The sequence below is a fragment of the Streptomyces sp. NPDC048484 genome (assembly GCF_040651415.1).
Taxonomy (GTDB): domain Bacteria; phylum Actinomycetota; class Actinomycetes; order Streptomycetales; family Streptomycetaceae; genus Streptomyces.
The window spans coordinates 290,952-311,392 of record NZ_JBEZJY010000003.1; the positions used below are offsets into that span (position 1 = coordinate 290,952).

Below are 20,441 nucleotides of genomic sequence, written 5' to 3' on the forward strand. Positions count from 1 at the left end.
CAGACGAAGCAGCAGCAGACGAAGCAACGGAGCCATGGCCGTCACCGCAACGACCCCCGCCACCCGTCCGTCGGCGGCAGCGTCCTGGACGGGCGTGGCCGCGGCGACGGCCGCGCTCGTCCTCCTGGTCGCGGCCCTCGCGGTCGTCGACATCACCCAGGGCACCGCCGCCGTCGGACCGGCCGAGGTGTTCAAGGCCCTCACCGGGCAGGCCGACACGGCCGACTCGTCGGTCGTGATCGCCTCCCGGTTGCCGCGGATGGCCGCCGGCATCCTGGTCGGCGTCGTACTCGGTGCGGCGGGCGCCGTACTGCAGGCCGTCAGCCGCAACGTGCTCGCCTCCCCCGACACCCTGGCGGTGAACGCCGGTTCGTATCTGGCGCTCGGGCTGGTCGGAGCCACCGGCGTCTCGCTCCCGCTGCTCGTCTCCTCCGGCGTCGCCTTCGCCGGCGGACTCCTGGCCGCGGCCGTCGTACTCGCCCTGTCCGGTCTCGGTACGGGCACCGTACGACTGGTCCTCGCCGGCACCGCGCTGGCACTGGGCCTGAACTCCGTGACGGAAGGCCTGCTCCTGCTGTTCCCCGAGCAGACCGAGGGCCTCTACCAGTGGAACCAGGGCAGCATCAGCCAGAACGGCTTCGACGGCGTCCTGCAGATGCTGCCCGTCGCCCTGGTCGGGTTCGTCGGCCTGCTGCTGACCGCCCGCCGGGTCGACGCGCTCGCCCTCGGTGACGACGCCGCACGCGGTCTCGGCGTCCCGGTCCGTGCCACCCGTGTGACGGTGGTCGTACTGGCGGCGCTGCTGTCCGCGGCGGCGGTCACCCTCGCCGGGCCCATCGGCTTCGTCGGCCTGTGCGCCCCGGCCCTGGTGCGTCCACTCGCCCGCCGGCTCCGGGGCTTCTCCCGTGTCCGTACGGCCATGCCCGTGGCGGGCCTGGTCGGTGCGGGCCTGGTCCTGGGGTCGGACGTGCTGCTACGGGCCCTCGTGCCCTCGAACACGGCGGTCGCCGTGCCCACCGGCGTCGTCACCAGTCTGGTCGGCGCCGTCTTCCTGGTGGCGATGGCCCTGCGACTGCGGGACACGTCCGGAGCCGAGGCGCCGGACCGGTTGCGCATCCCCAGCCGGACGGCATTCCTGGTGACGGTGGTCGCCCTCGTCGCCGTGGTCGTCGGCGTCACGCTCGCCGGCGTCCTGCTGGGCGACAGCAAGCTCCTGCTCGGCGACGTCGCGAACTGGGCGCAGGGCCGGGCCGGCCAAGCGGTGTCCTTCGTCCTCGAAACCAGGGTGCCCCGGGTGCTCGCCGCCCTGTGCTCGGGTGCGGCACTCGCGCTGGCCGGCACGCTGGTCCAGGCCGTGACCCGCAACCCGCTCGCGGAGCCGGGGGTCCTCGGCGTGTCCGGCGGCGCCGGACTGGGCGCCGTCCTGCTCGTCACCACCGTGCCGGCCGCCGGCACCTGGAGCGTCGCGGGAGCCGCGTTCGCGGGCGCCGCCGTGACCTCCGTCGTCGTCTTCGGGCTGGCGGCCCGGGGTGGTTACCAGCAGAACCGCCTAGTACTCGTCGGTATCGGCGTGGCAGCCGGTACCGCGGCGCTGATCAGCCTGCTGATCGTGCTCACCGACCCGTTCAACGCCACGAAGGCGCTGACCTGGCTGTCCGGTTCGACGTACGGCCGGACCATGCCCGACGTCCTCCCCGTCGCGCTCGTGCTGCTGGTGGGCCTCGTCGTCGCGGTCGTCCGGCGCACCGAGCTGGACCTGGTCTCCCTGGACCAGGACACACCACGGCTCCTCGGCCTGCGACTGTCCCGGGCCAGGCTCGGCTTCCTGGTGGTGGGCGTCATGCTCAGCGCGACCGCCGTGGCCTCGGCCGGCACCATCGGTTTCGTGGGCCTCGTGGCACCGCACGCGGCCCGTGCCCTCGTGGGCCGACGGCACGTACGGGTGGTACCGGTGGCGGTTCTCCTGGGCGCCGCCCTCGTCGGTACGGCCGACCTCCTCGGCCGTACGGTCATCGCCCCCGCCCAGCTGGGCGCCGGCCTGATGACAGCGGCGATCGGCACGCCGTACTTCCTGTATCTGCTGGTGAGGAGCCGACGGTAGGCCTGAGCGGATTCTGCGCAGGCCCACCCCGGAGGCGTTTCGAAAACCTTACTGAACCTTACTGGCTGATACTCACCCTGAAGATCTTGTCCGAGCCGTCCGCCTCTCCTCCGTTGTTGTCGCTGTTCGTCGTCGACAGCCAGAGCTGGTCGGCGCCAGGCACCTTGGTGACCGTACGAAGGCGTCCGTACGAGCCCACGTAGTACGCCGTCGGCGTACCGACGTTCTCCGTGTCACCGGTGATCGGGATCCGCCACAGCCGCTCCCCGCGCAGGGATGCCATGTAGATGACGTTGCGGACGATGGCGATACCGCTCGGAGAAGCCTCGGAAACGTTCCACGTCTTCTTCGGATTGGTCATGCCGGACACGTCACAGGTGCCCTCGCAAGTCGGCCAGCCGTAGTTGGCGCCCGGCTTGATCAGGTTCAGCTCGTCCTTGGAACTGTTGCCGAACTCCGCCTCCCACAGACGCCCGTCGCGGTCGAAGGCGAGACCCTGCGGATTGCGGTGGCCGTAGCTGTAGACGTAGTTGCCGAACGGATTGCCGGGGGCGGCCTTTCCGTCCCTGGTCATCCGTAGGATCTTGCCGTTGAGCGAGTTCTTGTCCTGCGCGAGGGCGGGCGTCTGGGCCTCGCCGGTCGAGACGTACAGATAGCCGTCGGGGCCGAAGACGAGCCGGCCGCCGTTGTGGTAACGGTTCTGCTTGATGCCCTGGAGGAGGACCGTGTAGCCGGTCAGCGAGCTGCCGTTGTACGTCATGCGGACGACCCGGTTGCCCTCGGACGCCGTGTGCATGAAGTACACGTAGTGGTTGGTCGCCCACTCGGGGTCGACCGCCACCCCCATCAGTCCGCCTTCGCCATTGGTCGTGACGGCGTTCGGTACCGTCCCGACCTGCGTCTTCGTCCCGTCCTTGGTCACCTTGGAGACCCGGAAGTCGTCCCGCTCGGTGACCAGCGCGGTCTGTCCGTCGGGCATCCAGTACATGCCCCAGGGGATGGTCCAGCCGCTGGAGACGGTGGCGATCGACGAGGGGACACCGCCGTCCGTCACACACGCCTTCGTCGTGAACGAGACGGTGTTGCTCTGCTCGGACACGTTGCCCGCCGCGTCGCGCGCCACCACGTTCAGCGTGTACGGGCTGTCGCAGGCGAGTCCGGTCAGCGAGGTCGAGGTACCCGTGACGGTCTTGTAGACGGTGCTGCCGCTGCGTACGTCATAGCCGACGACCGCTTTGTCGTCCGTCGCGGCGCCCCAGCTCAACCCGGCGCCGGTGGCGGTCACATCGGCGGCCGACAGCGTACCGGGCCTGCTGGGCGCCGTGGTGTCGGTGCTCTTCGAGGTCGTGCAGTCCACGACCGGGCTGGCGGGCGAGGCGTTGCCGGCCGCGTCCCTGGCGATGACCGTCAGGTTGTAGGTGGTGTTCGGGCTCAGCCCGGTCAGCGCCCTGGAGGTCGCACTGCCGGCGGCCTCGCTCATCTTGTTGCCGTGCTCGTAGATGTCGTACGCGACCACCCCCGCGTTGTCGGTCGAGGCACCCCAGGACAGGGTGAGCCCGTCCTCGGTGACCGCCGAGCAACTGGGCTGCCCCGGCCGGCTCGGGACCTGCGTGTCGGTGGAGGCGGGTTCGAAGTCGAGGTAGTCGGTGTTGGCCAGGCCGCCCGAGGCGGTCGCGGTGAGCCGGATCTTGTTACTGCCCGCGCCGACCTGGACGGAGACCGTAGCCGTGGTCCAGTCGGACCAGGTACCGGTGGACGGGAACGAGTAGCCGACCTTGACCACGGAGCCGTTGACCGCGATGTCTGCGGGACGGTCCGCCGTCGTGCCGTTGGTGTACCGCAGGGCGAGCTTCGCGTTGCCCGCGGCGGCGGCGTCGACGGTGAACTCGACGTAACTGCCCGCCGAGTTCGGGGTGTTCACGAATCCGGTACCGGAGTAACCGGGGAAGTTGTCGTCCACGGTGGAGCCCGAGACGTATGACGCGTTCTCCGACTCGTAGCGGGTGGGGGCCGCCGCGGCGGCCCCCGGCACGGCCTGGACGAGTCCGGCACCGAGCAGCAGGGCCGTGCTCGCGGCGATCCGACGGAAGCATTTCATGGTTGTCCCTCCTTTCATCGGGGTGTCACCCGGACCTTTCATTGGGGTGTCACCCGGATCAGACGGGTCTCGCCGGGCCGGAGGGTCGCGCTGTACGAGTCGGCGATCGTGCCCTTGTCGGAGCCCGACCACAGGTCGGTGACGTGGCCGGAACCGGTGAACCCGACCTGTGACCAGTTCACAGCGACCGTGGAGTTGCCGGAGGTGCCGGTGTTGAAGAGCGCCACGACATACGCGCCGTTGCTCTCCTTCTTGCTCCAGACCTGCTTGACACCGCTGTTCACGATGCGTCCGGCCGCGACGCCGTCCTGGTCGACGCCGATGAGACGTTCGTTCGTCAGCATGGCCTTGTCGACGGAGGTGAGCTTCGTCAGATCGGTGCCGAGCAGCAGCGGTGAGCCTGCCATCGCCCACAGCGTGAAGTGCGAGCGGCGCTGGTCGGCGGTGAGCCCGACCTGGTCGCCGTTGCCGATCTCCAGCGAGTCGAGGTCGTTCCAGCCCCCGGGACCCGCGTACTGCTGCCAGTTGGCGGCCGAGGTGAAACGGGTCGAGATGTGCGACCAGTCGGTGAGGGGATAGCCGCTGCCGTTCGCGTCCGGCCCGCAGTAGCACTCCACATCACCCTGGGTGCGCCAACTGTTGGCCAGCTTCCGCCAGGTGGGAGCGTCCGCGATCGGGAGGTTGTTGGAGAGCGCGTAGTTGATGGGCCGTCCGGTCGCCCGCAGCGCCTTGTCCCAGGCCTGGACGTCCGGGATGTCCTGGCTGCCCACTCCGTCGATCTTCAGGTAGTCGACGCCCCAGGAAGCGAACTGTTTCGCCCACGAGTCGACGAACTCCTGCGCGCCCGGCTTGGCGTAGTCGATGTAGTACATGTTCTTGCAGTTGTAGTTCTTCTCGGTCTTCGAGGTGTCCGCGATGTCCTTCGCGTGGTAGGACGTCCCCTCGATCGGCGTGTTCCTGGTGACGGCGTTCTTGGCGATGCCCGGTGTCACGTAGAAGCCGAACTTCAGCCCCTTGGAGTGGAGGTAGTCGGCGAGCGCCTTGATTCCGGACGGGAACGCGGCCGAGTCGACGGTCCAGCGCCCGTAGGAGTCCACGACGAACCCGTTGGAGTCACACTTCTGCCAGAAGTCGTCAAGATTCACATAGACGAATCCCCGGTCCTTGAGCCCGCTCGACACCAGGGCATCCGCCTGTGCCTTGATCTTCGCCTCGGTCGGCGAGCGGCGCACGAAGCTCCAGCTGCTCCAGCCCATGGCGGGGCGGGCCGACTGACCGTTGTCGGAGGCGGCGGCCGGGTGCCCGCCGCCGAGCGGCGGAACCGCGGAGACGATCAGCAGCCCGGCCAGGGCGGCCACCAGCCATCTGATGCGGATACGTGTCATGATGCTGACCCCTTCGCATAGGCGGTCCCGATCCAGGCCTCGTCGATCCGCAGCCGCTTGTAGCGGGCGGTGTCGGTGGCCGCGGCCCAGGTGCTGTCGATTTCAAGCCGTACGTACCGGGCGTTGGCCGCGGTCAGGTCGATTCCCTGGATTCCCCGGCGGCTCGGCAGCTCGCCCGTCTTGACGGCGCTTCCCCAGTTGGTCCCGTCGTTGCTGAGGAACACCTGGTAGCCCTTGATGCGGGCGGACTGCTCGGTGTCCGAGCGCGCGTAGGCGACCGAGTCCTCACGCTGGTTGAGCCCGATGTACTGCACCTTCTTCGAACTGCCGAGATCGAAGGTGAGATCGACCGGCAGCGTCTTGTTGCTGTCCCAGTAGGTCAGGTGGTCACCGTCCCCGGCAGCCGACGCCCCGTGACCGCTCGCCGAGGCGCTCGCGCTCACACGGACCCCCGGGAGAATGCCCTGGCGTCCGGCGGTCGTGACCTTGAAGACGGTGTCGTACGGATCCCAGTTGCCGAGCCCGTTCAGGGTGAGCACTCCGCCGGACTGCGACCACGAGACCGCCGCTCCCGTACGGAGGTTGGTGACGGAGGCGATGCGGTAACCGTTGTCGCGGATGCGCAGGGTGCTGGTGGAGGGCGGCGTCAGCACATGCACGTACTGGCGGTTCGGGTCGCGCTTGCTGATCGTCGTCACCCCGTGCGCGCCGTCGTTCCAGAACCCGGGCTTGAGGCCGCCGTACATGTAGCCGCCGCCCTCGGTGCCCTGCAGCGACTCCCGGATGGGGTCGAGGTAGGAGTCGGCGAAGTTGTTGAAGTCGGCCTGATTGCTCGGGAACCTGCCGTCGACCTGGGCTGTCTCGGCCATCAGCGCCTTCACGGACGAGCCCGCGTTGGTGACGAGCCGGCCGAGGGTGAGCATCTTGTCGACGGTGGGGTTCGAGCCGTCGTACCACCACGCCCCGCTGGACGGCAGCTTGAAGTCGGCCTCGGTGAGCCGGGGTGCGGCGGTGTAGGTCGCCTGCGGGTAGTCGTACGACGGGGACATCCCGGTCTTCTGCTCGTTGCTGATCATGTCCATGATCGGCGTGTCCTCGTTGTTGTTGCTGAGCGTGTAGGAGGGCCGCTTCTGCTGGATCTGCGCGTAGAGGTCGTGGCTCTCCCAGTACGCGTTGTCGTTGTCGATCCAGAAGCCGCCGAGGTCGGGGTAGCGGTCCATGACCTCGAAGAAGTTGTCGTACGAGAACTGCCCGAAGCCGTCACGGGTGGTGAGGTCGACCGTCTTGCCCTTGTAGGAGGAGTACGCGTCCGAGTCGAGCCATTCATGACCGCCCTCGTTGTGCCACTGGGGGTCGTCGGTCATGTAGAGGATCACCTTGAGACCCTTGGCCTTGGCGGCGGCGGTCAGCTCACCGAGGAAGTCACGCTTGGTGGAGCAGCTGCCGGGGATCTTCGACGGCCAGGGACGGGCATAGCCGAGCCGGCTGTGGAAGGTGGCGAGCACGAGGTACTGGGTGTGCAGCTTCTGGGCCTCCTTCACCCAGTAGTCGGGAGTCCAGCCACCGCCGGTGACGTCGTTCTCCCAGTCGGCGCAGTTGGTGTGGGCGGGGGCGGTGCGCTGCCCCCAGTGCAGGAAGAGTCCGCCGACCGAGCCCCGCAGAAAATCCTGCCGGGGATTCTCCAGGTCGAGCGGCTTCGCGGCGGCCGCGAGCTGTGGGGAGGCCGGCGCGGAGGGCTGGGTCAGGCCGAGCATGATGGCGAACGCGAGGAACACGGTCGCCGCCCAGCGCTTGCGCTGCTGCATGGATCAGCTCCTCAGACGAGTTGGTAGCCGCGCAGATTGCTGAGCAGCAGGTAGCAGTCCTGCAGCGACCCCGAGGTGTCGCCGAGGGAGCGGTAGATGCCCCACTTCGGGCGGACACGGTCGGCGAGAAAGGTGTCCACGCCGGTCTTCGACTTGTCGATGACGGTGGTCGAGCCCTTCTTGAGGATCCAGCGGACCGTGCCCGCGGAGCCGTTGCCGACCTTGATCTGGAAGTCGACATCGATCCAGGTGTTGTGCAGCGGCTCCAGATCCGTGCGGCCGATGAGGATGTCGTCGATGGCCAGCTTCAGTTCGATGGTCTGCACGCCGTTCACGCGGCGCAGCGACTGGACGACGAGCGGCGAGGTGCCGGAGCCCGGCTGCTTCATCTGCATGATGTGGGTGAAGGTGGTGGTCGCCTTGAGCGAGCTGGGGATGTACATCGAGTACGTCACCCGCCAGGTCTGGCCCTCGGTCCACTTGAGGTAGTTGCTGCCGGAGCCGTTGCGTAAGCCGGTGACCTCATGGCGCTGCCGGTCGGTCGAGGTGTCGCGGTCGACGGTGTGCATGTTGAAGCGCCAGTTGGCGCCGGTGGCGAAGATGTGCGGGGAGGCGGCGGGGTGTGAGTCGGCCCGGTCGTCCTCGATGGTCTCGAAGGCGCCGAGCTTGTCACTGCTCGCCGATGGTGCCCACTTCTGCTGCCAGGAGGCGGCGGAGGCGGCGGAGGCGGTGGTGGCGGGCAGGCCGCCGAGCGCGGCTCCCGCGGTGGCGCCGAGCGTCGCGCCGAGCAGGGTTCTCCGGGAGGTACTCATGGCTGACTCACCTCGTCCTGAGTGGGTGTGTGCCGGGTGCGTGGTGTTGCCCTGAGCTGCTCGTTCATGATCAGAAAGGCGCCGAGGCCGTGGAAGTCGTTGGTCTCCCGGGGCCGGGCGGCATAGAAGGCGTAATCGCCGACGTTGGTGCCGATGGAGATGTCGGCGAGGTTGGTGCGCCCGTCGGAGCCGAGCGAGACCTTGGCGAGGACGCCCTCGTAACCGCGCTGGGCGACGGACTTGTAGTGCTTGTCGAGGTAACCCTGCTGGGCGCCGCGCGAGAGGGAGTAGGTGAACATGCTGGAGCACGAGGTCTCGGTCCAGTTGCCGCTCGTGCTGCCCTTGTCGATGACCTGGAACCAGCGGCCGGTCGCTGGATCCTGGTACTTCTCCAGGCCCTTCGCCAAGTTCCGCAGAATGCGGATGAGCTGAGGCCGGCGTGCGTGGTTCGCGGGCAGCGCGTCCAGCACGTTGACCATCGCCATCGAGTACCAGCCGACCGCTCTGCACCAGTGCTCGGGAGCGAGTCCGGTTTCCGGATCGGCCCAGCTCGCGGTCTTCGACTCGTCGTAGGCGTGCTTCAACAGGCCGCCCGGGACCTGGAGATGCTTGCCGTACACGTACAGCTGCTTGGCGGCCTCGCCGTTCGCGTACGCCGAGTCCCCGAACTCCTTGCCGTACTCGACGAGGAACGGGTTCACCATGTAGACGCCGTCCGACCAGAGCTGATGGGCGCGGCTGCTGGTGTCGGCGTGCCAGAAACCGCCGTCCGACGTGCGCGGGAAGGTGTCGAGCCGGTCGCGGATCTTCTCGGCCGCCTTGCGGTAGCGGTCCTCGCCGGTCTCGCGGTGCAGGATCACCAGCAGCCGTCCGGCCTGCATGCTGTCGAGGCTGTTGAAGCCCTGGTCCATCGATCCGTCGCTCTTCACGAAGCGGTCGACGTAGCTCTTGATGTACGAGAGATAGCGCTCGTCGTGCGTGCGCTGGTAGGTGAGGTACTGGCCGTAGAGATACAGGCCGACGGGGTACGACCAGCTGCCGATGGTGCTTGGCGTGTAGCGGGCCGTCGTCGAGTCGACCATGGCGACGGACCAGTCGGTGGCGGCGGCCGGCCGCGCGACCGCCGCGGGTTCCAGGGACGTCGCCGGGGCGGTCGCGGGAACCGTCAGCAGCCCGGCGGTGGCGAGTACCCCCGCCGTCAGTGCGGCGCCAAGACGTCTCATGATTCTCTCTCTCGGTCGGTCGACCTCGGTCAGGTCGGCAGGTTCGATCGCCTCGACAGGCGCAGGCGAGGTCCGTACGTGGCTCGGAGGCTTGTTCGGCGGCTTCTGCGCCGACGAGATCGCGCAGGAGGCGGTGGCCCGGATCGCGTACGAGGTGGCGCCGGGCGAGTACCGGCGTTCCGGATGGGAGCGGTCGGGTTCGCCGGTCAGTGCGGTCAGTGCGGTCAGTGCGGTCAGTGCGGCCGGTTCGGCGGGTCCGGCCGGTCAGGGCGCACGTCCGCCGGCGGCAGCCGCCGAACGAATTCGGTGGTGCGCGGAGCGCGGGCGCGGGTGCGGGTCCAGCCGGGGTGGCGGTGGATGACGTCGGGGGCGTCGAGCGCGGACGGGCTCGTTACCGGGCGCCGGGTGCGTGGGCGGTGACCTCCGGGGCGGTCCCGACGGCCGGATCCCCGGGCGCCTCCCAGGCCATGTCATCCGATGTTTCCTGAATGATCCGTTCCGTGTGCTGCGTGTCGTACACCGTCTGCATCATGTGCGCGTACCCGCTTTCCCGAGAGGTGGGGGGCGTGGGACCCGAAAAGGCGTCAGGCAGGAGCTGTTGTTCACACTCGTGTACTTGGTTCAGTAGCGTGCAACAGGGTTCCGGTATGGGCGCACACGGTCAATGGTCTGAACCGATAAGGTCGGATCAATTTCCGGCCATTCTCCGGCCCGCCCCCGGTTCGCGCCCACCGATCCACAGTGTTCACAGCGAATCCACCGGTCAGGAACGCGCCGCTGTCCCTGTCCGGCCCGGGGCCGGGCGGCGGCCCCGGGGGATCACGACCGGCCGGGTACCAGCACGGCCCGTCCCTGGATCCGCCCCCGCCGCAGGCGTTCGAAGGCCTGCGCCGCCGCGGTCAGCGGGATCTGCTCCGTCTCGACGTGCAGTGCCCCCGAGCGGGCCAGCGCGATGACCTCGACGAGTTCGGGCCGGGTGCCCCAGAACGGCAGTGAGAGCCGGAAACCCGGCGGGAGGTGGCCCGGCTTGCGCACCGTCAGGTGACCGCCGCCGCTGCCGACCACCGCCAGTTCTCCGCCCGGGCGCAGCACGTCGGCGGCGAGTTCGAGGGTCGCGTCGTTGCCGACGAAGTCGAGGACGGCGTCCACTCCCACGCCGCCGGTGGCCGCTCTCAGCGCATGGGCGGTGTCCGCCCCCATCAGGGTGCTGAGGTCCGCGCCGGACCGGTCCGCGAGGGCGAGCGCCTCGGCGCGGACGTCGACCGCCAGCACACGGCTCGGTGTGATCGCGCGCAGGATCTGGACCGCGACATGTCCGAGCCCGCCGACGCCGATCACCGCGGCGGTGGTGCCTTCGCCGAGGGCGTGCCGCAGTCCGGCGATGGCGTGGTAGGAGGTCAGGCCGGCGTCGGAGAGCGGCGCTGCCTGGTCGGCCGGCAGATCGCCGATCGGCACCAGGTAACGGACGGAGGGGACGAGTACGTAGTCGGCCATCCCGCCGTCCCGGCCGAGTCCGGCCCCGTGCCAGTCGAGGTCGCCGCGCCGGTCGCAGTAGTTGTCCCGCCCGGCGGCGCAGCGGGCACAGGTGCCGCAGCCCCACGGACCGTAGAGCACCACGCGCTCACCCACCGCGAGCCCTTCGGCGCCGGGGCCCAGGGCCGCGACGTGTCCGGCGACCTCGTGGCCGAGCGTGAACGGGCCCCGGTAGGGGAGTGCACCCGCAGCCGCGTCGACGACATGCACGTCGGAGTGGCAGAGTCCGGCGGCTTCCACCCGCAGAAGCACCTCGGCCTCGTGGGGGATCGGCCGTTCGATTTCAGCCAGCGTCGGTTCCTGTCCCCAGCCCGTCAGCCGCACCGCCCTCATGCTTCTTCACCGCCCTCACGCCGCATCGTCCCGGGTCTTGTCAGTTCGATGCCGCTCACGGTAACAGAGAAGAAGTAAGTTCAGTTCAGTATCAATACCGATGAGCGGTGAGGGAGTCTCGGGATGATCGGGGATGCGCAGGCGGGCCGGTTCGAGGGCAAGGTCGCGTTGGTGACGGGCGCCGGCTCGGGGATGGGTGCGGCGGCGGCCAGGCAGTTGGCCGCCGAGGGGGCGCGAGTCGTCGTGCTGGCCGATCTGAACGGCGCGGCGGTCGCGGCTGTCGCCGGGGAGCTGCCCGCGGGTCGGGCCGTTCCACTCGATGTGGCGGACGCGGACGCGGTCGACGGAGCCGTCGCGGACGTGCTGCGGGAATACGGGCGGCTCGATGTCCTGGTGCACGCTGCCGGGGTCGACGACCCGCAGGCCAAGCAGCTGATCGCGGACGCGTTGGTCGAGGGCCGCCCGCCGGAGGTCACCGACCGGCTGTCCGACGCGGCCTGGAGGCGCGTCATGCGGGTCAACCTGGACGGCGCGTTCCATGTGCTGCGCGCCGCGGTGCGGGCCATGCGGCCGGCCGGGGCGGGTGCGATCGTCGTCATCGGTTCCTCGTCCGCCTTCGACACCCCGGTCGGCTATCCCCACTACGCCGCGTCCAAAGCGGGGGTGCACGCGCTGAGCCAGGCGGTGGCCAAGGAGGTCGTCGCGTCCGGGATCCGGGTGAACGTGGTCGCGCCCGGGCCGACGGAGACCGGGATGGCGGCGCGCACGCCCGAGGCGCTGCGCAGCGGTTTCGCCGACCCGAGGGTGCGTCCGTACGCGACACCCGAGGAGATCGCCGACATCGCCCTCTTTCTGGCGAGTGATGCCGCGGCGAACCTGGTGGGTGCGGTGCTGCTGGCCAATGGCGGCCGTTTCACGGCCTGATCGGCGCCCTGTCCGGCCCCGGCCCCGAATCAACTCGTGCAGGGGTATTGCCTGCCCGGGGCTTGATGCTTACGGTTCATGAATTGAGTTCAGTTTGCAATGCGTGCAGAGGGTGCTGAGGCGCCGGGCGCGCGAGCGCTCAGCGCGAGGAGACGGTCGACGTGGATCAGTTCCTGCTCGTTCTGGTGAGTGGTCTCGCCAGCGGTGCGGTGTACGGCCTGATGGGCCTGGGGCTAGTAATCATCTATAGGGCGACGGACGTGGTGAACTTCGCACTCGCCAGCCTGGCGGCCCTGGGGCTGTACGCCGCGCTGGCGCTGTACGACCGCGGGCTGCCACTGGTTCTGGCGGCCGTGGCGGCGATCATCGTGACCGTGGCGATCGGCCTGGCCGCCCGCGAAACGGTGATCAGGCCGCTCGCGCAGGGAGAGCTCCTCTCGGCGCTGGTCATGACCATGGGCATCTCGCTCATCGCGGAGAGCGCCATCAGCACGATCTGGGACGACCAGCCACGGCTCTTCCCGAGTCTGGTGGAGGGATCCGTCTCTTTCGGAGGCTCGGCCATCCCGACGCAGAGCCTGCTGACCATCGCCGTGGCGGCCGTCGCGATGGCGCTGGTGGCGTATCTCTTCGGACGGACGACCATCGGCTCCGCCATGCGCGCCGTCGCCGAGTCCGCCGACACCGCGCAGATCCTCGGCCTCGGCTCGCAGCGCATCGCCCGGATCGCCTGGGCCCTCGGGCTCGCCCTGGGCGTGCTCGCCGCCATCCTCTACGCGCCCCGGGCCGGGCTGGTGCCGACCGTGCTCAGCGCCCCGTTGTTCCGTGCCTTCGCCGGGATCTTCCTCGGCGGCCTGACCAGCATGTACGGCGCTGTCATCGGCGGGCTGACGGTCGGGGTCCTCGACAACGTGGCCGCGAGCTACGTCTCGGCCGGCTACCGGGACACCTTCGTGTTCACGTTCACCATCCTCGTGCTGCTGATCCGCCCGCAGGGGCTGTTCGGTGTACGCACGTTCCAGCGGGTCTGAGGGAGCGGTCCATGTCTGTCGTCAGTCGTTCCAACCTGGCCAGAGCGGTACTCGGGCCGCTCGCCGCGGCAACGCTCATCCTCATGCTGCACGCCGGGGCGTTTCCCCCGTACCAGGCGTACTCCGTAGGGCTCGCGGCCGTCTACACCGTCCTCGTCCTCTCGGTGAACCTCCTTGCCGGATGGGCCGGTATCTGGTCGATCGCCCACCCGGCGTTCTTCGCCATGGGCGCCTACTTCGCGGCGTACGGCAGTACGCACGGCTGGTCGACGGAGCTGGTGCTGCTCGGCGCGATCGGCTGCGGTGCCGCCTTCGGGGCGTTCCTCGGGGGTGCGGGCGCACGGTTCTCCATGCTGTACGTCGCCCTGCTGACGCTCGCGTTCACCATGGTGTCACTGGAGGTCATGGGCCAGTGGACCAACGTGACCGGCGGTGACCAGGGCATTCCGATGGAGAAGCTGGACAGCGCCCTGGGTCTCGGCACGCTCTCCAGCGCCGGTACGCAGGCGCAGTACATCGCCGTGGGTGTGGCGGGGATCGCGCTCGCGGTGGCCGCGCTGGCCCGGCCCGGCGCCCTGCGGATGCGGATGGTCGCCGCCAAGTCCCACCCGATGGCGGCCCGATCCGTCGGCATCGCGCCCGAGGCCCAGTCGGCGCTCGCCTTCGCTGTCAGCGCCGCGTTCGCCGCGGTGGCGGGGGTGACACTGGCGCTGGTCGTCGGGTTCGTCAGCCCTGACCCGTTCTCGCTGGCCCTGGCGATCTCTCTGATCGCCGCGTGTGTACTCGGCGGCCAGGGCACGCTCCTGGGCGCGGTCGTCGGAGGCGCGTACCTGACCTGGGCGCCCACGGCAGCCGAGAGCGTCGGCGTCCACCAGCCGATCCTGCAGGGCGTCGTGCTCATCACCGCGCTGCTGTTCCTGCCGGGCGGAGTGGCGCCCTTCCTCGGACGGATGGCGCGCCGGCTGCTGCGGCGGACCACGACGCACCGGCCGACCCCGGCGGAACTGCCCGAGGAGACGCCGCAGAAGGTACCCGCACCCGCCGCGACCGCCCGCGAACTGCTGCGGCTCGACGAGGTGTCGGTCACCTTCGGCGGACTCAGGGCGCTCGAAGACGTGTCGATGTCCGTCAGGGCCGGTGAGACCCTCGCGATCATCGGCCCGAACGGTGCGGGCAAGACGACGCTGCTGAACGCCCTGTCCGGGCTCGTCGGAGGCGGACGGGTGGCGGGCAGCGCCCAGTACGGCGGCACATCACTTCTGAAGAGCCGCGCCACCGCCCGACGCAGGATCGGTATCGGCCGCACCTTCCAGCACGCCGAGACGTTCCCCGAACTCACAGTCCTGGAGAACGTCCTGTGCACCCGACGCCGTATCACCGCGCACCACCGGGCCAGAGCCGCCGAACTGCTGGAGAGCGTGGGACTCGCGTATGTCGCGGACCGCTTTCCGGCCGAGCTGTCCTTCGGCCAGCACAAGCGCCTCGACCTGGCCAGGGCGCTCGCGGAGGAACCCGAACTGCTCATCCTGGACGAGCCGTTCGGCGGTCTCGACGCCGGTGAACGCAACCTGCTGGCGCGGCAGATCGTACGGCAGCAGGAGCGCGGCACCGCCGTCGTGATCATCGACCATGTCCTGGACGACCTGTTCGCCGTCGCCCACCGGGTGCTCGCCCTCGACTTCGGCCGGCCGATCGGAGAGGGCGAGCCCGGCGAGATCCTGGACGATCCCCGGGTGCGCTCCTCCTACCTGGGCGAGGGCGGTGCCCGAGGCGAACTCCCGCGCCGGGACGGCGCCGAGAGCGCCGCCGCGCGACTTGAGGGCGTGGAGCACGCCTACGGCGGGGTCACCGCCCTGCGCGGTGTCGACCTCACCATCGCCCAGGGCAGCATCGTCGGGATCGTCGGCGCCAACGGCGCGGGCAAGAGCACACTGGGCCGGATCCTGCACGGCTCGCTGCCGCCCACCCGCGGCCGGCGCGCGGTCGACGGGAGCCTGCGCAGCGCGCTGGTGCCCGAGGGCCGCGCACTGTTCAAGACGCTTTCCCTGCGGGAGAACCTGGAGGTCGCCGCCTACGCCGCGGGCATCAAGGGGGCGGAACTGCGAGCGCGCCTCGCGGAGACCGCCGAGTGGCTGCCACCGCGGCTGCGCGAGCGGATGGGCGTACCTGCCGCCGGGCTCTCCGGCGGCGAGCAACAGATCCTGGCGATCGCCCGGGCCCTGATGGCGCAGCCCGACCTGCTGATCGTCGACGAACCGGCGCTCGGCCTGTCCCCGGCCATGGTCGACGAGGTGTACGCCCGACTGGGGCGGCTCGCCCACGAGGGCATGACGGTGGTCCTGCTGGAACAGTCCCTCGGCCGCGCCGCAACCGCCTGCCACGAGGTGGTGGTGCTGCACGAGGGCGGCATCGCCGTCCGCGGCGAGCCGAGCGACCCGCTGTTCCGCACGCGTGCGGAACAGGCCTACTTCGACGGCCAGGACGACGCTTCCGTGGCTGCCGCCCAAGGCTGAGGCCAAGAGGCCAAGCCAAGAGGCCAAGAGGCCAAGATGTCCGCCCCCTCTCGCCACAGGAGAACCGCGTGCGCACAGAAGACGCCGACCTGCTGATCATCGGCGCGGGCATGGCAGGGCTGACCGCCGGTGCGCGCGCGGTGCGCGACGGCCTGTCCGTCGTGGTCGTCGAGATCGGCACGGACGTCGGCGGCTCCGCACGCTTCGCCGGTTACGCGTGGACCGCCCCCAGCCACGACGTCATGGACGAACACAATCCGCGCGGGGACAGCGCGCTCAAGCGTGCGCTGGTGAACCGGTTCGCCGACGGAATCTCCTGGATCCGCTCCGTCGGCGTGGAGGTCAAGGACGCACAACGCGTCCTCAGCTTCGGCCGCGGGCATCAGTTCGACACGAACCACTACGTCGACACCTGCCGTCGGCTCATCCTCCACGGCGGTGGTGAGCTGCTGCTGGAGACCCGCACCGAGCGGCTGGTGGTCGAGCGAGGCGTGGTGGCCGGCGCGGACCTGAGGGCGGCCGACGGCACACGCAGGCAGGTGCGTGCCCGGACCACACTCATCGCCACCGGCGGATTCCAGGGCGACCCCGCCCTCCGCACCGCTCATGTGCATCCGCGCGCCGACCGGATGCCGCTCCGCTCCCAACCCCACAGCGACGGCGGCGGTTACCGTCTGGCCACCGGGGCCGGGGCGGCCACCGCCTCGGACGACGCGGGCTTCTACGGCCACCTCGTCCCCAGCGGTGTCCCCTTCGCCGATCCGGCGGACTTCGTCGACCTGTCGCTGTACTACAGCGAGCACGCCGTCCTGTTCAACCTGCGCAGCGAGCGGTTCGTCGACGAGACACTGGGCGACCACCTCACGGCCATGGCACTGCTCGACCAGCCCGAAGGCCGCGGTCTCCTCGTCGCCGACGCCCGGGTGTTCCGTGACTGGATCGTCGGCTCGTACGTCGAAGGCGCCGTCGCCGTCGACAAATACGCCCTGGCGAGCAAGCGAGGAGGGCGCGTCGGACTCGCCGAAGACCTCGACGAGCTGGCCTTTCTGCCCGAGGAGTGGGGCTACGACGGCGAGGCCGTCCGCGATGCCGTCAAGCAGTTCAACGAGCGGGCTTCGGAAGGGGCGGAGCAGCGGCCCGGCCGGAAGCTGGACTCCCTGCCGCTGGACGAGCCGCCCTACTACGTCATCGAGACGGTGCCGGCCATCACCTTTCCGTTCCACGGCGTGCGCGTCGACGACCGGGCGCGCGTGCTGCACGACGGCGGCCGACCGATCGAAGGTCTCCTGGCCGCCGGGTCGGACACCGGCGGCCTGTGGCATCGCGCCTATGCGGGCGGTATCGCCTCAGCCCTCGTGTTCGGACTCACCGCCGCGGACACGGCCCGAGAGATGACACACCCCCAGGCCCTGTCGTCGCCGCCCGCTCTACCGCACAAGTTCCATGGAGGTCCCATGTTCCGCCGTCACCCAGAGATCGACCCCCAGCTGTTGTCCGAAACCGATGAGCAGCGACAACTGCGCGCGGTCCTGCGGGACTTCTTCACCGAAGCGAGCGGTTCCGAGGACGTCCGCCGACAGTCGGCCACCGCGCGGGGATACGACGAAGTGCTGTGGGCGCGGCTCGCGGGCGAGATCGGTGTCCACGGCCTGGCCATTCCCGAGGAGTACGGAGGGTCCGGCTTCACCTTCGCCGAACTCGCCGTGGCCCTGGAGGAGTCCGGGCGCGCGCTGTACTGCGCCCCGCTGCTGCCCACCGTGGTCCTCGCCGCGCACGCCCTGCTGGGCAGCGGCGACCGGCAGGCGTGCGAGCGCCACCTGCCGCGGATCGCGGACGGGACACTTACCGCCACCGTCGCCGGTTTCCACGAGGACGGACCCGAGGTCGACGCCGAACCCGGCGCCCACGGCTGGGTGTTGCGCGGCGCAGCGGACCTCGTGCTCGACGGGGCCGGAGCGGAGCTGATCGTGGTCCGGGCGCGCACACCCGACGGACCACGACTGTTCGCCTGCGAGCCGGCCGTGGACACCTGCCTGCGGACACCCCGCCGGGTGCTGGACGAGACCCGCCGCCAGGCACTGGTGGAGTTCCGTGGCGCGCCCGCCACCCCCGTGGGGGAGTCGGGACAGGTGACGGCGACCCTCGACGCGGGGCGGGCCGCGCTCGGCGCCGAGCAGGTCGGCGGCAGCGGCCACGCCTTGGACGCGACGGTCGAGTTCGTCGCGAACCGCCATCAGTTCGGACGCCCCATCGGCTCTTTCCAGGCCGTCAAGCACCGGCTGGCCGACGTACTGGTGGCGCTGGAGGCGGCGCGCTCGGCATCCGCGTACGCGACGGCCTGCGTGGCCATCGCGTCGCCCCAGCTGCCGGTGGCCGCCGGCGCCGCCGCTGTGGTCTGCTCCGAGACCTTCCGCCTGGCGACGGCGGAGTACGTCCAGCTGTACGGCGGGATCGGCTTCACCTGGGAGCACCCCGCCCACCTGTACGTGCGGCGGGCCCGCAGCAGCGAGGTGCTGTTCGGCACGGCGGACCGGAACAGGGCCCGACTCGCCGAACTCACCGGTCTCGCCTCCTCGTCCGCCGCGTGAACGGCAAGCAGAGCCGCATGACGCCATGCACATCGGCCACGGTCGCTACCTCAGCCACGGCCGCCACCCCGTCCATACTGGCCACCCCGTTCACGCTCGGCGGCCTCGTCCTGCGTAACCGGCTCGTCGCCACCGCACACGCCATCGCCGCGGTCGCCGACGGTGCCCCCACCGAGGCGGACGCGTCCTACTGGCGGCGCCTCGCACAGGGCGGCGCCGCCATGGTGATCACCGGCGGCACCGCGGTGGCGCCCGAGTCGACCCTGCCTCAGCGCTATCTGACCGAGGCCTGGCGCCCAGAGATCAAGGACGCCGTACGCCGCCGGGCCGAGGCCATCACCGACGGCGGTGCCGTCGCCGTCGCACAACTCGTCCACCTCGGCCGGGAGACCCTGGGCGCCGGTACCTACTACGCGCCGGTCTCCGCGGCCGCCGTCCGCTCACCGCGGGAGGCGACCGCGCCGCACGCGCTGGGCGCCGAAGAAGTACGCCGTGTCGTCGACGCGTTCCGCGTGTCGGCGGCCAACAGCGTGCAGGCCGGTTTCCAGGGGGTCGAGCTGCACGCGGGCCACGGCTATCTGCTCGCCCAGTTCCTCTCCCGCGTGAACAACACCCGCGACGACGAGTACGGCGACCGCATCGCCCTGCTCGCCCAGGTGATCGACGCGATCCGCGGCGAGATCGGTGAACTCCCCATCGGCGTACGGGTGTCGGTGGAGCCAGGCCACGACTCGGGCCACGACTCCGGCCTCGGCCTGGACGATCTGATCGAACTGCTCCCACAACTGAGCGCCGCGGCGCCCTTCGCGTACGTCAACGTCACCACCGGTGTCCGTAACACCTACGTCCCCGGCATGGCCATCACCCGGCCGCCACTCCTGGAATCCGTGGTCCGGCTCCGCGCGGCGCTCGCACCGCCGTTGCTGATCAGCCAGGGGTTCCGGACGGCGGCCGACATCGAACGGGCGCTGGACGCCGGCGCCGATCTGGTCGGCATGGCACGGCCGTTCATCGCCGACCCGGACTTCGCGCGGAAAGCGGTCGCCGGCGACGAACGCTCCATACGCCCCTGCACGGGGTGCAACGAGGGCTGCCGGACCTTCGAACCCACCGGCTCGTGCTCGGTCAACCCGGAGCTGGGCCCGCCCGGCTCAGCGACCCGCCCCGCGGTCCCCCTGCTGCTCACCCGGCCCGGCTCACGGCGGCCAGGCCCTCGGCCTGGTTCACGTCCCGGTTCCCGGCGCGGCCCGGTGGCCGTCCTGGGCGCGGGTCCCGCGGGCATGGAGTGCGCGATGGCGCTCGCCCGTACCGGCAGAGAGGTGGTCGTCTTCGACCGTGCGGGAGAAGCGGGCGGCCAGGCGCGCCTGGCCGCCCTCGCCGCGCACCGCTCCAGCTGGCAGACGTTCGTGGACTACCAGCGCGGCCAGTTGGCCGACCTCGGCGTACGGGTCGTGCTGGGCACCGCCCCGGCCCCGGCCGAACTGGCCGAGTACTCCGCGACAGTGCTCGCCACCGGAGCCGAGGAGGCGGTCGTCCAGGTGCCGGGCGGGCTTCGGACACTCACCAGTACGGACTTCCTCCAGCGGTACACGGATGTCGTGCCGGGCGCGCCCCGGGTAGCCGTCCTCGACGACGGCTTCGGGTGGTGGCAGGGCGTCAGCGCCGTCGAGAGCGCGCTGGCGGCCGGCGCCCGCGAGGTCACGCTGATCACCCCCGGCAACGGCTTCGCGACGGGCCTGTCGCCGGAGAACCGCACCCAGTTGATGAACCGGCTCGCCGGCGCGCCGCTGCGCATCGCCGCGATGAACACGGTGACCGACACAACGGCCGGCGGAGTGTTCCTGCGAAACGTCCTGGACGGCCACGAGGGGAGCCTCGACGCCGACATCCTGGTGACCGTCGGCGAACGCCGCCCACACCGCCCGGAGTTCACCGCGGCCGACGGCCGGACCGTCCGCGCCGTCGGCGACTGCGTGGTACCGCGCCGCGTCACCCACGCGGCCTTCGGTGCGATGGGCACACCGGTCGTGACGCTGGCCCAGGTCACGGACCTGCCGCTGGACACCGTCGCCTCCGTGGTGGGCCGTCAGACTCC

Annotated in this window: 12 protein-coding genes; 6 read left to right on the forward strand and 6 right to left on the reverse strand. The window is 70.3% G+C overall.

Annotated elements, in window-relative coordinates; translation table 11 throughout:
- The first annotated feature begins 34 nt into the window (after nucleotides 1-34).
- The gene (locus tag AB0D14_RS04650) at nucleotides 35-2,101 is read left to right on the forward strand and encodes an iron ABC transporter permease (protein WP_362774602.1); all 2,067 of its coding nucleotides are present in this window, start codon (nucleotides 35-37) and stop codon (nucleotides 2,099-2,101) included.
- 58 nt (nucleotides 2,102-2,159) lie between these two features.
- Here AB0D14_RS04650 and AB0D14_RS04655 read toward each other — a convergent pair whose 3' ends face one another.
- The 6 genes from AB0D14_RS04655 to AB0D14_RS04680 all read right to left on the reverse strand — a co-directional run bounded on the left by AB0D14_RS04655 (nucleotide 2,160) and on the right by AB0D14_RS04680 (nucleotide 11,290).
- Nucleotides 2,160-4,199: a PQQ-dependent sugar dehydrogenase gene (locus AB0D14_RS04655; RefSeq protein ID WP_362774605.1), complete on the reverse strand. Its 2,040-nt coding sequence runs from the start codon at nucleotides 4,197-4,199 to the stop codon at nucleotides 2,160-2,162.
- 38 nt (nucleotides 4,200-4,237) lie between these two features.
- Nucleotides 4,238-5,584 (reverse strand): glycoside hydrolase family 27 protein, encoded by a 1,347-nt coding sequence (locus tag AB0D14_RS04660; RefSeq protein WP_362774607.1) that lies wholly within the window; start codon nucleotides 5,582-5,584, stop codon nucleotides 4,238-4,240.
- The gene (locus tag AB0D14_RS04665) at nucleotides 5,581-7,389 is read right to left on the reverse strand and encodes a discoidin domain-containing protein (protein ID WP_362774610.1); all 1,809 of its coding nucleotides are present in this window, start codon (nucleotides 7,387-7,389) and stop codon (nucleotides 5,581-5,583) included. Before AB0D14_RS04665 ends, AB0D14_RS04660 begins: the two co-directional genes overlap by 4 nt.
- A gap of 11 nt (nucleotides 7,390-7,400) precedes the next feature.
- A complete protein-coding gene (locus AB0D14_RS04670; protein ID WP_362774613.1) occupies nucleotides 7,401-8,201 on the reverse strand; it encodes a Tat pathway signal sequence domain protein in 801 nt (266 codons plus the stop codon).
- On the reverse strand, nucleotides 8,198-9,424 hold the full coding sequence (locus AB0D14_RS04675) for a glycoside hydrolase family 88 protein (RefSeq protein WP_362774615.1): 1,227 nt from the start codon (nucleotides 9,422-9,424) through the stop codon (nucleotides 8,198-8,200). The genes AB0D14_RS04670 and AB0D14_RS04675 overlap by 4 nt, the downstream gene beginning before the upstream one ends.
- 819 nt (nucleotides 9,425-10,243) lie before the next feature.
- Nucleotides 10,244-11,290: an NAD(P)-dependent alcohol dehydrogenase gene (locus AB0D14_RS04680; protein WP_362774618.1), complete on the reverse strand. Its 1,047-nt coding sequence runs from the start codon at nucleotides 11,288-11,290 to the stop codon at nucleotides 10,244-10,246.
- A gap of 123 nt (nucleotides 11,291-11,413) precedes the next feature.
- Here AB0D14_RS04680 and AB0D14_RS04685 point away from each other — a divergent pair, with 123 nt between their 5' ends.
- The 5 genes from AB0D14_RS04685 to AB0D14_RS04705 form a co-directional block, all read left to right on the forward strand.
- Nucleotides 11,414-12,214, forward strand: coding sequence for an SDR family NAD(P)-dependent oxidoreductase (locus AB0D14_RS04685; protein WP_362774621.1), 801 nt, complete (start codon nucleotides 11,414-11,416; stop codon nucleotides 12,212-12,214).
- A gap of 161 nt (nucleotides 12,215-12,375) precedes the next feature.
- Entirely contained in the window at nucleotides 12,376-13,245 is an 870-nt protein-coding gene (locus AB0D14_RS04690) for a branched-chain amino acid ABC transporter permease (protein WP_362774624.1), read from the forward strand.
- Nucleotides 13,246-13,256: 11 nt separating this feature from the next.
- The gene (locus AB0D14_RS04695; protein WP_362774627.1) at nucleotides 13,257-15,758 is read left to right on the forward strand and encodes an ATP-binding cassette domain-containing protein; all 2,502 of its coding nucleotides are present in this window, start codon (nucleotides 13,257-13,259) and stop codon (nucleotides 15,756-15,758) included.
- A gap of 68 nt (nucleotides 15,759-15,826) precedes the next feature.
- A complete protein-coding gene (locus AB0D14_RS04700; RefSeq protein WP_362774629.1) occupies nucleotides 15,827-18,346 on the forward strand; it encodes an FAD-binding protein in 2,520 nt (839 codons plus the stop codon).
- 17 nt (nucleotides 18,347-18,363) lie between these two features.
- Nucleotides 18,364-20,441, forward strand: a 2,078-nt coding sequence (locus tag AB0D14_RS04705; protein WP_362774632.1) for an FAD-dependent oxidoreductase, incomplete at its 3' end; no start/stop codon positions are given.